General features: G+C 63.8%; 20 protein-coding genes and 1 pseudogene. All 21 read right to left on the reverse strand.

Translation table 11 applies throughout. The annotated features are described in order from the left end of the window. Positions 1-658 (reverse strand): annotated as a pseudogene (locus AOZ53_RS34520) (hypothetical protein); the annotation flags it as partial. Beyond that, complete coding sequence (locus AOZ53_RS29495; RefSeq protein ID WP_054461175.1) at positions 645-1,322, reverse strand: DUF2612 domain-containing protein; 678 nt, start codon at positions 1,320-1,322, stop codon at positions 645-647. The gene AOZ53_RS29495 and the pseudogene AOZ53_RS34520, both read right to left, overlap by 14 nt. Then, positions 1,319-2,527, reverse strand: a complete 1,209-nt coding sequence (locus tag AOZ53_RS29500; protein ID WP_054490505.1) for a baseplate J/gp47 family protein — start codon at positions 2,525-2,527, stop codon at positions 1,319-1,321. The genes AOZ53_RS29495 and AOZ53_RS29500 overlap by 4 nt, the downstream gene beginning before the upstream one ends. Before the next feature lie 7 nt (positions 2,528-2,534). After that, a complete protein-coding gene (locus AOZ53_RS29505) occupies positions 2,535-2,885 on the reverse strand; it encodes a contractile injection system sheath initiator (protein ID WP_054490507.1) in 351 nt (116 codons plus the stop codon). 1 nt (position 2,886) lies between these two features. Continuing rightward, positions 2,887-3,660, reverse strand: a complete 774-nt coding sequence (locus AOZ53_RS29510) for a Gp138 family membrane-puncturing spike protein (RefSeq protein ID WP_082385814.1) — start codon at positions 3,658-3,660, stop codon at positions 2,887-2,889. Continuing rightward, positions 3,653-4,516, reverse strand: a complete 864-nt coding sequence (locus AOZ53_RS29515) for a baseplate hub protein (protein ID WP_054490509.1) — start codon at positions 4,514-4,516, stop codon at positions 3,653-3,655. The genes AOZ53_RS29510 and AOZ53_RS29515 overlap by 8 nt, the downstream gene beginning before the upstream one ends. After that, positions 4,513-4,812, reverse strand: coding sequence for a phage baseplate plug family protein (locus AOZ53_RS29520; RefSeq protein WP_054490511.1), 300 nt, complete (start codon positions 4,810-4,812; stop codon positions 4,513-4,515). Before AOZ53_RS29520 ends, AOZ53_RS29515 begins: the two co-directional genes overlap by 4 nt. Next, positions 4,809-5,444, reverse strand: coding sequence for a hypothetical protein (locus AOZ53_RS29525; RefSeq protein WP_054490513.1), 636 nt, complete (start codon positions 5,442-5,444; stop codon positions 4,809-4,811). The genes AOZ53_RS29520 and AOZ53_RS29525 overlap by 4 nt, the downstream gene beginning before the upstream one ends. Next, positions 5,444-7,264: a phage tail tip lysozyme gene (locus AOZ53_RS29530; RefSeq protein WP_054490515.1), complete on the reverse strand. Its 1,821-nt coding sequence runs from the start codon at positions 7,262-7,264 to the stop codon at positions 5,444-5,446. The genes AOZ53_RS29525 and AOZ53_RS29530 overlap by 1 nt, the downstream gene beginning before the upstream one ends. 169 nt (positions 7,265-7,433) lie before the next feature. Then, entirely contained in the window at positions 7,434-7,871 is a 438-nt protein-coding gene (locus AOZ53_RS29540; RefSeq protein WP_054490518.1) for a hypothetical protein, read from the reverse strand. 1 nt (position 7,872) lies between these two features. Further along, positions 7,873-8,304: a phage tail fiber protein gene (locus tag AOZ53_RS29545; RefSeq protein ID WP_054490520.1), complete on the reverse strand. Its 432-nt coding sequence runs from the start codon at positions 8,302-8,304 to the stop codon at positions 7,873-7,875. 12 nt (positions 8,305-8,316) lie between these two features. Further along, complete coding sequence (locus AOZ53_RS29550; protein ID WP_054490522.1) at positions 8,317-9,795, reverse strand: DUF3383 domain-containing protein; 1,479 nt, start codon at positions 9,793-9,795, stop codon at positions 8,317-8,319. Positions 9,796-9,799: 4 nt separating this feature from the next. After that, positions 9,800-10,333 carry a phage neck terminator protein gene (locus AOZ53_RS29555; protein WP_054490524.1) on the reverse strand — a complete coding sequence of 178 codons (534 nt, stop codon included), beginning with the start codon at positions 10,331-10,333 and terminating at the stop codon, positions 9,800-9,802. After that, positions 10,330-10,707: a hypothetical protein gene (locus AOZ53_RS29560; RefSeq protein WP_054490526.1), complete on the reverse strand. Its 378-nt coding sequence runs from the start codon at positions 10,705-10,707 to the stop codon at positions 10,330-10,332. The genes AOZ53_RS29555 and AOZ53_RS29560 overlap by 4 nt, the downstream gene beginning before the upstream one ends. Continuing rightward, complete coding sequence (locus tag AOZ53_RS29565; RefSeq protein WP_082385815.1) at positions 10,704-11,252, reverse strand: hypothetical protein; 549 nt, start codon at positions 11,250-11,252, stop codon at positions 10,704-10,706. Before AOZ53_RS29565 ends, AOZ53_RS29560 begins: the two co-directional genes overlap by 4 nt. Beyond that, complete coding sequence (locus tag AOZ53_RS29570) at positions 11,240-11,671, reverse strand: DUF4054 domain-containing protein (RefSeq protein WP_054490528.1); 432 nt, start codon at positions 11,669-11,671, stop codon at positions 11,240-11,242. Before AOZ53_RS29570 ends, AOZ53_RS29565 begins: the two co-directional genes overlap by 13 nt. A gap of 9 nt (positions 11,672-11,680) precedes the next feature. Next, entirely contained in the window at positions 11,681-12,019 is a 339-nt protein-coding gene (locus AOZ53_RS29575) for a hypothetical protein (protein ID WP_054490530.1), read from the reverse strand. A 64-nt stretch (positions 12,020-12,083) separates the two neighbouring features. After that, positions 12,084-13,109 (reverse strand): hypothetical protein, encoded by a 1,026-nt coding sequence (locus AOZ53_RS29580; RefSeq protein WP_054490532.1) that lies wholly within the window; start codon positions 13,107-13,109, stop codon positions 12,084-12,086. Between the two features lie 4 nt (positions 13,110-13,113). Further along, on the reverse strand, positions 13,114-13,599 hold the full coding sequence (locus AOZ53_RS29585) for a structural cement protein Gp24 (RefSeq protein ID WP_054435374.1): 486 nt from the start codon (positions 13,597-13,599) through the stop codon (positions 13,114-13,116). Continuing rightward, positions 13,600-14,970 carry a DUF2213 domain-containing protein gene (locus AOZ53_RS29590; protein WP_054490569.1) on the reverse strand — a complete coding sequence of 457 codons (1,371 nt, stop codon included), beginning with the start codon at positions 14,968-14,970 and terminating at the stop codon, positions 13,600-13,602. Next, positions 14,967-15,302 (reverse strand): hypothetical protein, encoded by a 336-nt coding sequence (locus tag AOZ53_RS34880; RefSeq protein WP_082385819.1) that lies wholly within the window; start codon positions 15,300-15,302, stop codon positions 14,967-14,969. The genes AOZ53_RS29590 and AOZ53_RS34880 overlap by 4 nt, the downstream gene beginning before the upstream one ends. Between the last annotated feature and the right edge of the window lie 72 nt (positions 15,303-15,374).

Raw genomic sequence — 15,374 nt, forward strand, 5'->3', positions numbered from 1 at the left:
ACGTGGCCGAATAGTTAGTACCCTGAAATGCCGCTCTCAACGACGCGGGGCTGAGCGTCGTGTCACTACTGGTGAGCCCCTGAGCCTCCGGCGTCGTAGCGCGCCGAGAGATCCCAGAAACCAATGTTGTTGCCGGAACCGCGGCGACGCCAGCGACGACGGATTGCACAAACGCTGTGGTCGCAAGCTTCGTCGAGTTGTCCGCTACGACAGGCGTTGGCGCGGTCGGTGTCCCAAGGAAGGCGGGGGAAGTCAGAGAGGCCAGAGCTTTCCAAGCCGCCGACACCCCCGCATTGGGATCAACTGCATTGTTGTCGGCTTGGCTAACCCAAACTGTCACCCCATCATTACCAAGAATCAACGCGCCCTTCGGATAGCCGCCGATAGCGGTTGCAAATGGCGCATCGTATGTATATCCCCCCCCCGCATTGGCCCACCGCTGACCTTCGCTAAGAAAGTTCAAGATGCCATTGAAATCGGCACCATATGGCGGCACGCCACCGGCTGCTAGAGGCGTCATCGTCAAAGGCGGAAATCCATCCGTAAACGATGCCGCCCCAGGCGTAATGCCGATTTGCGAATTCACCGGGATGGTGTTCTTGGTGCCACTTTCCGCAAAGGGAACTGGAGACTTGCTGGGTGCATTACTGGCTTGCATTTATAAGCCCCGAAGATGTGAAGAAAACGCCAGATCCGAATGGCTGCATAAGCCCTTCGTGGAAACCGAAAGTGGTGGAGCGATCGACCTGTAGAACATTTGCCAATACCGCCGCCGGTTTCGGAATAGCACCGGACTGAGTCAAGATGGCGATCTCGAAGGGCTCGAGCGCAAACTCAAACACGTACCGAAACTCCATGTTTCCGGTATCAGACACGTAACAGCGACCACGGCCTTCGAACAGGTTTGACAGCAAACGATTAAGGCTCGGTGAAGTGCAGTCGCTGATATTTGCGAGGGCCTTCACCAGAATTAAGCGTCGATATGCATCGTCAGCCAACCGATAGGTCTGGGTGGCCTGCTCGCCTGCGAAGAACGGAGCCTGGTTGAAGGGCTGCCAACTGATGGCCTCTTCGTAACCCAGATAGCTGACATCGCCCGGAACGGTCAGCATTCTCCCGATATCGACAATCCTTCCCCAGATATCCAGCCCGAACCCCTGAGCCGTCTCCACATTCCAGACGAAGCTGTAGAACGCATCAAAATCGGCGTCCGGATTGATGTATTCGTCCATGTTGTTGATCAACTGGACGAGCGTCGGGCTGTTGGCATACTGGCTGATGATGGTCCGCGCCACCAGACCAGGCTTCGGTTGCACGTTCATACCAAGGTCACCGAGATATCAGCAGCCGACACAGTCGGGCGCCGATTGATGGGCACGGTCAGGCTCGCCGCCGTCGGGGTCGCATCACCCAGCAACAATGAAAGGATTGACACCGAAGCGCCCAGCATCGACACGGGCGCGTAAAAGCGGCTTGCATAGATGGTTGAGCCTATGCGCGCGCGCTGACCTCCGTCGGAGCCGTTGAAAGCGTCGACGATGGCCTGCTTCGTCAATTCCACAATGTTCGATGGCAGCGAGGGATTGTTGGCCAACTGAACCGCAAATTTCACGGGCAGTGCGACGGGCGTTTCCCACTTCACGACGTAGGATGGGTACGGGTAGGCATAGCCGTCCCTGTCCTCAACCGTATAAGACGTGTTGCCGTTGTAGTCAGCCCCGTTGCTCTTCTTTCGCCAGATGGCCATGGCGATATCCGCCGCCTCGCCTCCTACGACGGCCACCCAGATGGAGTGCGGAACGAGCGAGACACCGCCGATGGTCTGGGCGATGGACAGGTTGTTTTCCGTCACGTAGACGTCAATCACCCCGTCCAGGTTTGCAACCGCAGCGTAGATGGACTGCAGCGAGCTACGGGCATTGATCGCCACCGACTGGCGGCGGCGCTCTTCGAACTCAGCGCGCGACTCGACATTGCTGCCCACGGTACCCGCGTCAGCGTTCAAGACCGAGTCCCACCCGGGGATGGCTTGGTAGATCTGGTTCAGCGTGCCCGCCGCGCAGCTGATCGGTCCGTTGACCGAGCAGGAGAACGGCAGATCAATGCTGCCCGAGGCTGGGATCGTGCCGGCCTGCGTGCACAGGTAGATATTTCCGTCGACCGCCTGCGCGCGCGCGCCCACGGGGATCGTGACACCCGTCAGGCCCATGCACGTCGCAATCACGGTGGTGGCGGTGCCGGGCTTGCGGTCCAGGAAGTAGATGCGGCCGATGGCGTCCTGCATCCGGCCGGCGGCGAAGGCAGGGTCCACCTGGTTCACATACGAGGCAAACTCGCTGTTCTTGTCACCGATGATTGCCGTGGTGGTGCTGGCCAGCTGGCCCTGGGGCGTCTCCAGGTTCTTGTTCAGGCCGCCACCGAAGGCGCTGTCCATGTCCGCCAGCACGCCGGCCAGGATCTCGGATTCTTGAGGCAATACGAGGCCTTCCGGCGTGAACTGCACGCGCGGTACTTGGGAGGTAGCCATGGGGTCCCTAGAAAGTGATGGTCGACGTCGTGCCGTTGGTCAGCGTGACTTCGACGTAGCCGCTCAGGCGGCGATTCTCGAAAGCGGTGATGGTAGGCACGGCATCGGCCACGTCCGGAACGGTCAAGGCTGCGGCGCGTAGCCGTTCGCGCACCAGAGCCAGGGGCGGCAACTGGCCCAGCACCTCGGTCCAGTACGGTATGCCCTTGGCCGTGTCATAGAACAGCTCACCACGGAACAGTTTGATGGCGCTGGCCACGTCCTGTGCGACCGCGTAGGGGTTCGACGCCATCGCGATGTTGCCAGCAGCATCCAGAACTAGGTCCCACGCCGTTCGATCCAGCAATAGGGTATCCACGTCAGCCCCCCTTCACCGTGGTGGTCATATGTGATGCGTCCATCTGCTGCGACGGCGGATTCGTTTCAGAGCCCACCCCGTTCTCGTGGTGTGTGTGGCTGTTGAAAAGAGTCTGGAAGACGGAGGTCACAAACGCCTTCAGGCTCTGGCCAGCGGCGCCCAGCGATATGGTCGGCGCCGTCACACTTGCGCTGCCGCTCGCGGTTACAGTCGAGGTGGCGCACTGCACCGTCGCGGCTCCCGACGCGGTAACCGCCACCGTCGGCGCGATGACTTCCACCTTGGAAGGTGACACCACGTTGATACCGCCCTCGGTGAATTGCACATACTGCACCGGCGCGCCGTTGAGCATGCCGCCGAAGTAGAGGCCGTCGGCCATGTCGTGCGTCCGCCAGGACCCAGGGTTCGACTGCTGCTTGCTGGCCTTGACCGCCGACAGGTCCCGATTGGCGAATGCCGCCATGCCGATGTCCCCGACCTTCGGATCGAGAATCACGGCGTCGGTGCCGCCCTGCAGCCGGAAGTACGGCAACTGGAACAGCTGGCCATGCGGCACCGCATTCCCGTTTCCGTCCAACTGGTTCACCAGCGGCTGTACGTCGACAAAACCGACCGGCGACACGCCACCGTTGTTCGTCACCGCGATCACGCGCACCAGCGTGCAGGTGTTCAGCCGATTCAACATCTGCGTCACCAGGAAGCTGATGGCGCCGAAGTCCTGGGAGCCGTCGGCAGCCGCAGCCTGTCCGCGGTACCCGAATTGAGGATCAGCCATTTACCGGCCTCTGGCACAAGATTCTTGACACCCAGGCGCCGCCCGGGACCTCCGCCTCGAGCTGATGCACGAGGCTCACTACCGTCCATTCCCCGTGGGCTGCCTCGATGACCGAAATCACCTGCACACGGTTGCCGAGCCCCAGCTGTGGGGTGTACAGCACGGTGAACTCCACGCCGCCGCCGGTGAAGGTCGGGTAGCCCACCAGGTTGTCGCCCGCCTGGATCAGCACGGGCTCATCGGCGCGGGCGCCAGCCTGCGGCCAAATTGCAAGAATCCCGCGGTCGATCGTGTAGTTGAACCGTGCCGCCCGAGCGCAAGCCTTCAACTGGTCCAGTGCGGTTCCAGGGAAATACGGATTTGACAGAGCCACATCCACGCCATTGTTCTGGAAGGCCAGATTCATGGCGTTGGCCAGATCCTGCGCAACGACTGCCGCCTGTATCGCTCCCCTGTAGCTGCGGGCATTCGCGGGCTTAACCGCCTCGAACGCAGCCGCGAGCGCCACAACATTGAACACCACCTCCGGCGCCTGGTTGTAGTCGGCCCAGGCCTGCGAGATTGTGCCCTCATAGACCACGGTCAGTGCATCGGCGCCCACGTCCCCAGCCGCCACCAGGATGCGGTTGTTCCGGCGCTCGGTCAGGATGGGCCCGATGACAGTCAGCTTGTTGATCATGTCCTGCGACAGGCCGAAGATGCGCAGCTGCAACTGGGCCTGCGCGTCCCCGTTGTAGGCCACGACGGCCGCCTGAACGCGGTAGCCGGACAGCGTGACAGCGGGCCCAGCGTTGTCGCCGAACTGCCCCTCGGCCAGGTTGATCGTGACGTCGATGCGGCGTTTGACGAAGCTCATAGATCTGTGCTTTCCCGGTACATCAATTGGAAGCGGCCGCCGAAACCGGCGTAGACAGGGTCATCGCGCCCTTGGGTGTCAACGAAAGTCAGGTCGCCCACGAAGCCGCTGTAGGTCTCCCGGATCAGCCAGACGCGGTCATGGCACAGCACCGCCATGGCGACAGGCTCGTGATTCACCTGCAGGTCGAGGTATACCCCCGTGGACTTCTGGTAGACGCTGACCTGGCAATTCTGGCCGCCCAGCACCACGCTGAAGGCCTGCGCCGGCAAGGCGCGCAATGGGATTTTCCTCATTGAAACTCCGTCGTCAGGATCAACGGCTCGCCAGGTTCGGTACCGAGCGGGAAACTCTGCACCTGCCCGTTATTCTGCTCGCCGGCGCCGTCGGGCTCCGCTGTGCTGCTGAAGGCGGCCTGTGCCGTCCGCCGCACTTCCTCGACGTACAGGTCGACGATCAGCTGGCTGGGCCCCGAACGAGAATTCCGCTCGTAGGAATAGGCCACGACGTTGGCCGACGGATAGACGATCTCTGGCGTCACCACCGAGAACAGGTCCACGCTGCCCTTCAACGTCTCCAGGGTGTTCAGCAATGCACCGCGCGAAGCCGTGTCACCGCTAAGGGCGAACCGCAGCATGGCGTCGAACGGCGTGTCCACCTTGTTGAACGACGAGAACGAGCCCTGCTCCACCGGGAAGCTCGATATCCGCGAGCCGTTGCGAAAGCGGATTCCCAGGAACGTGTCGAACAGAAGCACCTGCTGGCCATCCTGGTCATACAGCCCCCAGCGCGGGATGCCGAAGATCAGCGCAGCGATGGCGCCGAGGCCGAGATTGGCCAGCTCGCCAAGCGACGGAATCGTCAGCCCGCGCAGCACCGCCGGGACGCCTGGCACTTGCGGCACATTCGGAAATTCGATCAGCGGCATCAGAAAGTCCCTGTATTCGCCTGGTTCACCAAGCTCTGGCTACCACCCAGCGCGCCCAGGTCGCGGGCAATGCCCTGGCCGTCGGTCGCCTGCGTGTGAATCGTCACCGGCCCGTTGATGTTGACCTCGTGGTTGTTCTCGGTGTTCAGCGGCAATGGCTTCGCGCCGGCCTGCGCAATCACCGGCGCAGCTTGGGCAGCCGCAGCGGTCGAAGACCCCGCCGCCGCTTCCATACTGGCGATATGCGCGGCGCCATACAATGCGCCGGCCGCGGCCGCGCGCTTCTCGGCTTCGCCGTCCTTGTCCTTCGGGCGCTCGTAGTAGCGTGACACGGCATCGCCGGCCTGCTGCGGCGTCTTGGCCGCCTGCAGCTTTTCCATGGCCGTGCGCTCCGTGTTGCGGAGTTCCCAGTCCACGAACGCCAACTGCTGGGCCAGCGTCGCGTCCTTCAGGTCCATGCCAAACGCCTTCTTGAAGTCGGCCTGGCGCACGGGATGCCACTGCCCTATGCCAACCGCCTGCCCGTTCTCGCCCACCGCCTTCGGGTTCAGGTTGCTTTCGGCCATGAGGTTGGCCACGATGCCGGCCGCCTGCTCTCGCGAGTAGCCCTTCCCCTCGAAGAACTTGATTGCATCCATCGCCGCCTTGTTGCCGCTCTGGTAGGCCGGATTGTTCAGGGCGTCCAACTGGGCGCCCTCGCCCTGATTGAGCGACTTGCTGTAGGTGGCCAGGGCCACGCCACCCGCAACCGTGGCAATGGTCCCAAGCGCCGCAACGCCGGCCGCACCCGAGGCGCCCCCGATCACGCCCAGCGACGCGCCAATCGACGCCAGCGCGGTCGCCAGGGACGCCATGGGCGCAACGATCGACAACAGCTTCAGGGCCGCCAGGCCGATCAGCACGTTCTTCCATCCGCCCACTGCCTGGGCCGCCTGGTCTGCCTTCTCGACCAGGTTGCTCAGGCCGTCGACAGCTCTATCTATCCACTGCACGATCTGCTGCCGATTTTCCAGGAAGTAGTCGCCGACCTTCTGGGCCGCCTTCAACAGCTTCTCGAAGGTAGGAATCAGCGCGATCAGCACCTTGGTGCCCACCGATTCGAATGTGTCGCGCAGATCCAGGTATATGTTGCGCAGCCGCTGGGCGTCCTGGGCATCCTTCGACGAGATGGCCGAGCGCTTTTCCTGCGCCAGCACCAGCTGCTGGATTGCAGCCGGCCCCTGCTTGATCAGGTCGAACTGGTCGTCCGAAATGCCCATCATCTGGGCGGCCAGCGCGGCGCGGGCGCGGTCGGTCTTGTAGATCTCCGACACGATACGCGAGCGCGCCAGCAGGTAGCTGTTGCCGTCCTTCAGATCCTCGACCTTGCCGCCGAACTGGAAGAACGCCGGCAAGGTCTCGGCGGACATGCCGCGGCGGAACTTCGCCACCTCGCTGGCCGACTGGCGCAGCTGGGCGGTGATGCCTTCCGCCGACCCGCCCGCGCGCTCGGCGGCCCGTTGCCAGGCCTGCAGGCGCTCAGTACTCATGTCCAGGTTCTTGGACATTTGCCCCAGGCCCGCGGCGCTGCTGATGGTGTTCGCGGTGAAGTTCTTCAGGCCCATCCCGGCCGTGAACACCGCCAGCAGCGCCAGCGCCTCGTTGCGCATGCGGCTGAAGAACATGGCCGCCTGCTTGCCGTTGGCCTCCATCGTCCGCGCGGCACGGCCGGATTCCTCCGTCGTGTGCTTCAGCGAACGATCGACCTCCGCCACGCCCTGCTTGAACCCTTTGGCGTTCAGCTTCAGCTCGACAAACAGCGCATCCAGAATGGTGGCCATTGCTACTTCCTCACTTCGGACAGCACGCGCCTGTTGTGCGCGTCCACCGCGATCACCTCAAGCAGGTTGTAGAGATCCTCGGCCCCGTACACGGTCTGCAGGTCATGCAGCATGTGTGGGTGCCGGGAGATGACCGCGGCGATGTTGGGCGGCACATTGGCGTAGCTGATCAGCCGGTGGTTGCCGCCGTGCCAGGGCTGGACGCCGAAGTCGATTGGCCGGCGGCTTGCGAAAAATCCAGGTGTAGCGCCACGATCTCGCGGCGCAACAGCAGGCGCGTGGCCACTTCCTCGATGTCGTCTTTGTCCAACTTCCGCGTGCCGGCGCGGCCCAGATCCACCTCGACGCATTCCATCATCTTGTCGAAAAGCGGCTTCGCCTGTGCGAACTTCAGGGTTTGGAGCGCCTTCAGGCCGATCGACGCGAGCCCGGCCAGGCCGGCCTGCGCGATGTTGTCGGGGATATCTACCCCTGCATTCATCAACGCGAACATCGCGCGGCCGGCCCACTCCTCGGCGTCGGCCGCCGACAGCTCGGTGATCAGGAACGCCTTGCCCTTGTCGCGCCCCGGCGCGCCGATAGTGATGGTCTTCTGCTTTCGAGCCATGTCACACCACCGACGGGCTGACGTTTTGCCAGGTAATCTGGAACGTCATGGGTTGCAGGATGGCGCGCGCGGTCGGCACCGGCGGCGCTTGGGTCAGCACGCCGCGCTGGAGCGTGTACTTGCGCTCCAACGACGGAATCGCCAGGGACCCGCTGGCGTAGAACACCTCCCGCGACGTCTGCATCGCGGCAATCCAGGCTTCGAACAGCCCCTTCGACGGGGAGTCGGCCTGGATAGTGATGGTCTGGATCACGGGCTGCGGCGTGTAACCGGCGGACATATAGCCATCCACACCCATCACCGCCTGGGCGAGCTGCACGGCGTCGAACGCAAATGCGTCGTCCGTGGCGTAGCCCTCGACCTTGCGGGGCGTGGGGTAGACGGTACCCACCGCCAGCATGAGGACGGAATTGGCACTGGTCAGAGTCGTCATGATTTGTTGCCCTTACAGGACGGCCAACGAGGCCAGGGTGATCTGCTGGACGGAACCGCCATCCATGTACCAGAAGGTCATGGGCGGCGTACCGCGCGCCTCACGCACCTGCGGCGTGGCGTCCTTGATCTGCAAGTACCAGCCACGGGTCTGGAGCGCTTCTGCGATATCCACGCCGGCCTGGTTGTTCACCTGGGCCTTCTGCTGCGCGGACAAGGTCACGCCGGCGCGGATGGAACCGAAGTTCACGCCGGCGTTGATCGGATCCAGGCAGGCGGCGTCGATCAGCGTGTAGCCGTCGAGGTTGTACGGGATCGAGTTCATCTGCGTGAGCAGCGTCATCAGCGCCTGCTGAAGGGCCGCGTTCTGCCAGATCTGGTTCACGTACACGTCGATCCACTTCCAGCTTCCGCTGATCTGGCCCGGGTAGAAGAACCGGAACTGATCGTTGCTGGTCGCGTAGTCGCCGTAGAAGTTGTAACCGTTGTCGATCAGCGTCTGCGCGGTCGTCGCGTCGGTCACCGAGAACATCAGGCCCGACCGGCTCTTGAAAGCCAGCGTGATCCGGCCGTTCGTGCGCTCGAAGTCGATCGACGCCACGGCGCCAAGCACAAAAGCCGCGTGCTGGACGTCCTTGTAGACCGGCACCGAACCGGAATACTCGTTCGCTGCGATACGCGCGGCCCAGCTGGTAGTACTACCCTGCTGCGTGGCCGCAACGTCGGTATCCCAGCCCACGTAGACATAGCGGTTGCCGCGGCTGTTCGTCCAGGCCGAGAAGGCGACCTTGCCTTCGGTATCCGGCTCGAAGGTGGTCATGAACGACGCCCAGTTCTGGGTGATGTCCGTGATCGCGCTCATGTTCACGACCGGGACGCCGGCGGCGGCGCCCTGCGACAGCACGGCACCGGTGGCCTGCGTCAGCTTCAGGCCGGCCGCGATCGTGCCACTTCCGTAGCTGATAGTGCTGGCCGCGCCATCGGTGGCCGAGGTGATCACGAAGGCCGCGCGCTGCGCATCGTAGGTGCACGAGGCGCCGAACGACGTGAACGCGGCCTGGATGATCGAGGCGGCGTTCGAGAAGCTGGTAGCGGCCGACAGGTTGATCGTGCTGGACGTCTTCGCGATGCCGTCGACACTGACCGTCAAGACGCCCGTCAGGGCCTGCAGCTGCGCCAGCGTGGTCGAGGCCATCGAGCCGCCGCGCACGTAGGCGGCCACGGCATCGGTCGGATACTGGGCGAACAGCAGGTTGCCTGGCTTGCGCGTCGAGTTGTCGAAGCCGTTGAAGTAGATGCCGGCCAGCGTCGCCTCGGTCGAGGTGGCGCCGAAGAAGCGCTCCACATCGCGCGCCGTGGCGAAGCTTTGGACGGTTCCGACCGGCACAGCCGTATCGGTGGTGAGGATCAGGCCGTTCAGGTCGAGCGCCGATCCGCCGGCGCCGATCACGCCAGGGACGACCTGGACGATTTCACTGGCGGGAATGGACATAGCTTTAAGCTCCCGGAGGGTAGGTAGTGTCGACCTCGACGAGGTCCACGTGGAGTTCGTCCGCAAACTGCTGCGGCACGGTGATGGATGGGTTGAACTGCAGGACCGCGTCGACTGACCAGCGTTCCAAGTACTGATCCTCGCCGGTGATGAACGGCAGTTGCCGCGGCTCACCGGTGTAGAGCGGCTGCGCGCCGCTCGCTTTCAATGCATCGCAGCCGTAGGAGCTGCGCAAAGCGATACAGATGGCCAGGGCCAGGTCCTGCGCGCCGTCGCCGTAGCAATCGACCTGGGCGTTCCACTGGGTGGGCCGCGTCAGGGTCATGGTGCCGGCGCTCGGAACATCCGCGTAGGTGGTGCGAGGAAGGGACAGCGCGGGGGCCAAGGTCGGCGTGATGTACACGTAGCGGCCCCTGGGCGGCGGCACGCGGTTTTGCTGCCCGCGTACCACCTCGACCTGGTCGCCCACGATCACCTGAACGAACGCGCCCAGCGCCTCGACCAGCGCGTCCTCGGTCATGGAAACAGGGATGCTCATGGCGCCGCGTCCATCTGAAGGGTCGCACCGACCTTGCACCAGTCGGGCCAAGTCTCGAAAACCACGGTCACCAGCCACACCTGCCCACCGAATACCAGCAGGTCTCCGCCCTTGGCCAATGGACGAACGACGCCTTGGGTGTCGCCGTACATGTACACGCTGCGCTGCACGCCCTGGATGTTCTGCGCCTCGAGGTGCGCCAGGTCCTTGCCGCTGAGCGGCTGAACCTGGAGGCGCGCGGCAACGTCCGGCTTGTACTTCGGCACCTGCTTGCGTCCGGCGCCGATCTCGAAGCCATCGCTGGCGCGAAGGGTGCCGTCGATCATCGGGTTCACCGTGGCGATGATCGGGCCGGCGATTGCATGCAGATTCATGTGTCGACCTCATAATCTACCGAGTTCAGCATTTTGCCCGTCCAGACCAAGGGCTTTGCCTGAGTGCCGGTCACTTTGGGCTGTACTCCGCTGGCGATATCGCGGCGCGCCTGTTGCACATCGGCAAACGAGATTTCCTCGGGGTGGTTCCCGAATCGCTCACGCAGGAGAAGCGTGACAGGAGACAGCGCAGGCCCGTCAACTTCCCGGATCGACTCCTGAAGCTGCCCTTTGATGCCCTTGCCCATCTGGCCCAACGCCTTATCGATGTCGTAGTCGTTGTTCTTTGCCAGCGCCCCGAGCGCTCGCGGCCAGTCCTTCTGTTTGGCCGCGATCATCGTTCGGAAAAAGGACCTGGGAGGAATTCCTCTCTCAGGCGAGCCAAACTCCTGAATCGCCGCCACATAGGCGACCGGCGTGCCATCAGGATAGGTGGCGTTCTCCAGGAATCCCGTGCGCAGTGTCCCGCCGTCGCCCACCTTGTCGGCCATTTCCTTGAGCCGGCGCATGAGCGCATCGCCGCCCTTCAGGCCTACGGTCGCCATGGAATCACCACAGGGACCGCGTAGCCGGTCGGCGCGGGCCGATAACGGCCCACCCGGTACTTGGCCGTTGCCTCCCAGTACTGGGCGCCGTAGCCGGTCTGGGCATACCACTGCGCCGAACCCGGCGCCACGTTGTATTCGGCCGACACCGACACCGAACCCTCGGTGGCGCTACTGATCCGGCCCACCAGCGGCCTCGGGCCCTTGCCGTTCTCGCCATAGGTCAGCGCCGCGACGTGGGCCGTCAGCAGGTATAGGAGCACCTTGCGCTCGTCGACGTCACAGACCGCGCTGGTGTCCTTGTTGCTCAGGTACAGCGTGGCCATGCTGAAGGCGTGGTTGAGCTGCTCATTCGAGAGCGACGCGAAGGACGGGTAGATCAGCCGGAAGTCAGCGGGATCAAAGACGACGACAGCCATGGGCCGCTCCTATTTCTTCTTGCCTTCGTAGTTCTCGGGCTTGATGTTGGGCGCCGGAGCATCGGGGTCCAGGCCTTCCAGGCCGGACTTTTCGTCCTTGCGTTCCTTGGCCTTCGATGTGGCGCTGCGTTCGCCGCCCTGGGCGAAGATCAGCTCCTTCTTCAGCGGTTGGAAATCGGGGTACAGCTTCGTCCAGGCTTCCCAGAAGTCGGCGGCCACTTCGGTGAGGCCATGGCCTGCGATGGCTTCCGGGTGGTTGGCGCCATTCAGCACCACCGGCTGTTTAGCGCCCGGGACGTCCAGGACCAGCCCATTGGGCAATTTGCACGCGACGGTAACGGTCGACATTTCTCATCCTCGAATAAAAAAGGGGCGCCGATTTGGCGCCCCTGGTCGTTGCAGCAGGCCTGCGTTACACGCCGATCATGCTGGCGATGGCCATCGGAACCTTGATGACGGCGCCCCACGTGCCCTGCGACTTCTTCTGCTTGAAGCTGGAGGTGTCGCGGACGATGGCGTGCGCGCGCATCTTCTCGGTGAAGGCGGCGGTTCCCACGTTCTGGCCTTCGATCGAGTCCGCGATGAGCTGCACCAGCTGGCCCGAGCCCGTGGCGTACTGCACGGCGGTCTCGACGGTCAGGTTGGGGAAGTTCTTGGCCAGCATGTCGCTGACGTTGACGTTGTACTGGTTCGTCTTCGTCAGGTTGACTTCGATCTCGGGCGACATGCACAGCTTCAGCTTGTCGCGCCGCGTGACCAGGCCGCGCGTCTGCGCCACCAGCTGGCCGTAGATCTTCACGATGTCGTCGTAGACCGCCTGGCCGTCCTTGCCGGACCAGAGGGTCACGCCGCCGACCGAGATCGGGGCCACCGGCGCCGACAGGTTCGGATCGTTCAGCAGGCCGTAGTTCTGCAGGCCGGCGATGCCGAAGAAGTAGCTGTTGTCCTGGAACTTGTTCAGCACCAGGGCGGACGCGATGTTCAGTTCCGACGCCCAGTTGATCTTCGCCTGGCCGGCCATGTCCAGCTCGCGCTCACCCCATTCCGTCATGGTCTGGTAGTGGTACGACTGGCGCTGCGGGAAGTTGGTGTTCGCGCCGGCGCGGCCGTTGTTGTTGAAGTCGCCATAGGACGACACTTCACCCGTGGATTCCACCACCGGGAAGGTGGCGGTCAGGGTCGTCCAGTCGCCTTTCTTCGACTCGCCCAGGATCACGGCGCCCTGCATCGGCGTCGTGAGCACGCGGGTCAGCTCGGGGTCGATGTAGTTCAGCAGGTAGCCCGGGATACCCGAGTTGCTGACCGTCACCAGGGGGCCCGCGGCGTCCATGGCCAGGCCGTAGTCAGCGCGGAAGCCGTCGGGCAGGTAATCCTGAGCGCCCGGGAACACGATGCCGAAGCGCTTCTCCAGCATCGCGAGGTCTTGATGTCGTTTCATGTCATTACCCCAGGTTGGTGGAGGTGATCTTGATCAGCGCGCCGACGCCCCCCGCGCTGGCAACGAACCAGTCGGTTTCGGTGCTACCGGCGATGGTGGCGCCAGCGGCACCGGTGGAGATGGTGCCGTCCGTGTTGGAGGCGAATACCTTCTGGCCGATCGTGGCCACGGTCTTGGTGGCGGCCCAGAAATCGCCCAGGTTGTGCAGGGTGACGCCGAGCCCGGCCGGGATGACCATGGTGGCCTCGGCCAGCCAGATGGTGATGACGCCCTGCTGCTCACGGTGCACGAAGCCCGTGGGCACGCCGGAGCCAGCATTCGTGACCTTGCCGTTGGCGTCAGCCCAGGCGAAGCGGCCGACGGTCACGCCGGCGGTGTCCGCCACCAGCGCGCCGGGGCCGGCCAGGACGGTCGAGCGCGGGTTCGAGCTGGCGAAGTCGCCCGCCACCGCGGCGGCGGGTTCGATGTAGACCTGTTTCTGGAAGCCCATTTAGATCACCTTCGGCTGATGGGGGTAGCGTTGGTTGAAACTCTGCACCGAGGCCGAGTCCATCGCCACACGCGGGGTTTGGGGAGCCTGGTCTTGCGCCAGGGCCATCTTGACCAGCGCGCGGTACGCCGAGGGCGGCGTATCGGTCAGGTCGATTCCCTTCGCGTCCAGGGCCATTTTGTAGACCGCCTCGGCCGAGTCCTGGGCGACGATTTCGCCGAGGATGGGCCGGCATTCCTGCTCGGCGGTGCGGATCGCGGTCATACGCGCGATGGCGCCTTCCTCGCCGGCCTTCTGGGCCTTGGCCAGCGCCTGGTCCATGGCCTGCTTGGTCACCGGCGCCGGCGGCGTGTTGGGCGTGGGCGGCGGCTCGTCGGATGCGCCGGCGGCGGGCTCGCCCAGGGCGGCCATGACGCGCGCGGCTTCTTCCGGGCCCAGCTTCTCGCCGAGCATTTCGCGCATCTTGCCCATCAGCTCGTCGTCCAGGGCGACCGGCTTGGGTTCGGCGGTGTCGTCGTCCTCGTCTTCGCCGATCGGCGCGACGGTCGGGTCGGTGAACACCTCGATGACCTCTTTCAGGTCTTCCAGGTCGGCGTCCTGCGCCAGCTTGCCCTTGAAGTGGTTCTGCATGGCGCGGATGATGCGCGGCTGCTCGGACTTCAGGTTCTTGCGGCTGACGCCCTTCAGGAAGGGGGTCAGGTCGCCCAGTGCCGCGTCCTGGGCCAGCCGGGGCCGGATATGCGCCCCGAGTGCCCCGGCGACGACGGCGGCGGTTTTGCTCAGTTTCATTTTCGGGATCTCCGAAGGGTTGAGGGTACTGCTGTCGCCTACGACGACGTCCGGGCCTGCACGGCCCACTTCGACAAGCGCGACGTGATTGCCGCGAATGTCTCGCATCACCCCGTCGTGTGCGACGCCTTCAAACTTGCCGGGCGTCATATCGGCACGGTAGCGATAGGCGCTCGAAAGCTCCTTTTGCTCATCAGACTCAATGAGCGCAATCGCGACGGCGTCCCATACGACGAGGGAATTCTTTAGGTACGGCGCCTGGTAGGAGGCGTTCGAACCGGTGGCCCCGACCACAAACTCTTTCTGCGGCTCAGCGGCCGAGACGGGGATGTGCTTGGACAGCAGCGGGATGTTGTTGAAGGTGGGCGCCGCGCGCGCCAGCTCTTCCGGATCACGCAACAGGAAGTAGATGCGGTTGGGGTCAAGCCCCAGCGCCTCCCAGTCAGGGATCTCGTCGCCCCGGTAGGGGTTGACCGTCGCCTTGCTGATGTTGCTGACCTCAACGTGCATCCGCCCGTCGACGTCGATCTTGCGGACGGTGGCGCGGTCGAAGGCCAGGCCGTGGGGTGTCTTCTGGTTCATGGCATATCCGGCCATTGCCGGTTTGATTTCGACAGGTTCTCCGCGCCGGGCAGCACCTGGAGGTTTGATTCGACGTGCAGACCGCACACTATCTTTCCGCGCAAAGGAACGATGTGGTCTACGTGGTGTGGCATGCCAGTTCGTTGAGTAGCCTCGCGCGCTAGTTCGTAGAAACTGCTGATCAAGGCTTGGTTTGCCCATGCCGGGGTCGCTTTGGTTTCTGCCGCCCTACGCCTTGCCTGCTTAGCTGCAATTTTGTGCAGATTCGCGCTGCGCCATGCCTTTTGAGAAGCTGAAACCACATCCTTATTGGCCTCATACCATTCGGCCATCTTCGCGGAGCGATGCTCCCGGTTGGCACGATAGTGCGCCCGGGACAGATCGCCGTGCCGCTCTTTGTTGGC

It is taken from the genome of Achromobacter sp. 2789STDY5608621, assembly GCF_001299375.1.
GTDB lineage: Bacteria > Pseudomonadota > Gammaproteobacteria > Burkholderiales > Burkholderiaceae_B > Achromobacter > Achromobacter insuavis.

What these genes read in the sequence shown, in the direction of transcription:
- AOZ53_RS29495 (WP_054461175.1), bottom strand. Translation starts at nt 1,322, where the DNA reads ATGAACGTGCAACCGAAGCCTGGTCTGGTGGCGCGGACCATCATCAGC.
- AOZ53_RS29500 (WP_054490505.1), bottom strand. Translation starts at nt 2,527, where the DNA reads ATGGCTACCTCCCAAGTACCGCGCGTGCAGTTCACGCCGGAAGGCCTC.
- AOZ53_RS29510 (WP_082385814.1), bottom strand. Translation starts at nt 3,660, where the DNA reads ATGGCTGATCCTCAATTCGGGTACCGCGGACAGGCTGCGGCTGCCGAC.
- AOZ53_RS29515 (WP_054490509.1), bottom strand. Translation starts at nt 4,516, where the DNA reads ATGAGCTTCGTCAAACGCCGCATCGACGTCACGATCAACCTGGCCGAG.
- AOZ53_RS29520 (WP_054490511.1), bottom strand. Translation starts at nt 4,812, where the DNA reads ATGAGGAAAATCCCATTGCGCGCCTTGCCGGCGCAGGCCTTCAGCGTG.
- AOZ53_RS29525 (WP_054490513.1), bottom strand. Translation starts at nt 5,444, where the DNA reads ATGCCGCTGATCGAATTTCCGAATGTGCCGCAAGTGCCAGGCGTCCCG.
- AOZ53_RS29530 (WP_054490515.1), bottom strand. Translation starts at nt 7,264, where the DNA reads ATGGCCACCATTCTGGATGCGCTGTTTGTCGAGCTGAAGCTGAACGCC.
- AOZ53_RS29540 (WP_054490518.1), bottom strand. Translation starts at nt 7,871, where the DNA reads ATGGCTCGAAAGCAGAAGACCATCACTATCGGCGCGCCGGGGCGCGAC.
- AOZ53_RS29545 (WP_054490520.1), bottom strand. Translation starts at nt 8,304, where the DNA reads ATGACGACTCTGACCAGTGCCAATTCCGTCCTCATGCTGGCGGTGGGT.
- AOZ53_RS29550 (WP_054490522.1), bottom strand. Translation starts at nt 9,795, where the DNA reads ATGTCCATTCCCGCCAGTGAAATCGTCCAGGTCGTCCCTGGCGTGATC.
- AOZ53_RS29555 (WP_054490524.1), bottom strand. Translation starts at nt 10,333, where the DNA reads ATGAGCATCCCTGTTTCCATGACCGAGGACGCGCTGGTCGAGGCGCTG.
- AOZ53_RS29560 (WP_054490526.1), bottom strand. Translation starts at nt 10,707, where the DNA reads ATGAATCTGCATGCAATCGCCGGCCCGATCATCGCCACGGTGAACCCG.
- AOZ53_RS29565 (WP_082385815.1), bottom strand. Translation starts at nt 11,252, where the DNA reads ATGGCGACCGTAGGCCTGAAGGGCGGCGATGCGCTCATGCGCCGGCTC.
- AOZ53_RS29570 (WP_054490528.1), bottom strand. Translation starts at nt 11,671, where the DNA reads ATGGCTGTCGTCGTCTTTGATCCCGCTGACTTCCGGCTGATCTACCCG.
- AOZ53_RS29575 (WP_054490530.1), bottom strand. Translation starts at nt 12,019, where the DNA reads ATGTCGACCGTTACCGTCGCGTGCAAATTGCCCAATGGGCTGGTCCTG.
- AOZ53_RS29580 (WP_054490532.1), bottom strand. Translation starts at nt 13,109, where the DNA reads ATGAAACGACATCAAGACCTCGCGATGCTGGAGAAGCGCTTCGGCATC.
- AOZ53_RS29585 (WP_054435374.1), bottom strand. Translation starts at nt 13,599, where the DNA reads ATGGGCTTCCAGAAACAGGTCTACATCGAACCCGCCGCCGCGGTGGCG.
- AOZ53_RS29590 (WP_054490569.1), bottom strand. Translation starts at nt 14,970, where the DNA reads ATGAACCAGAAGACACCCCACGGCCTGGCCTTCGACCGCGCCACCGTC.
- AOZ53_RS34880 (WP_082385819.1), bottom strand. Translation starts at nt 15,302, where the DNA reads ATGGCCGAATGGTATGAGGCCAATAAGGATGTGGTTTCAGCTTCTCAA.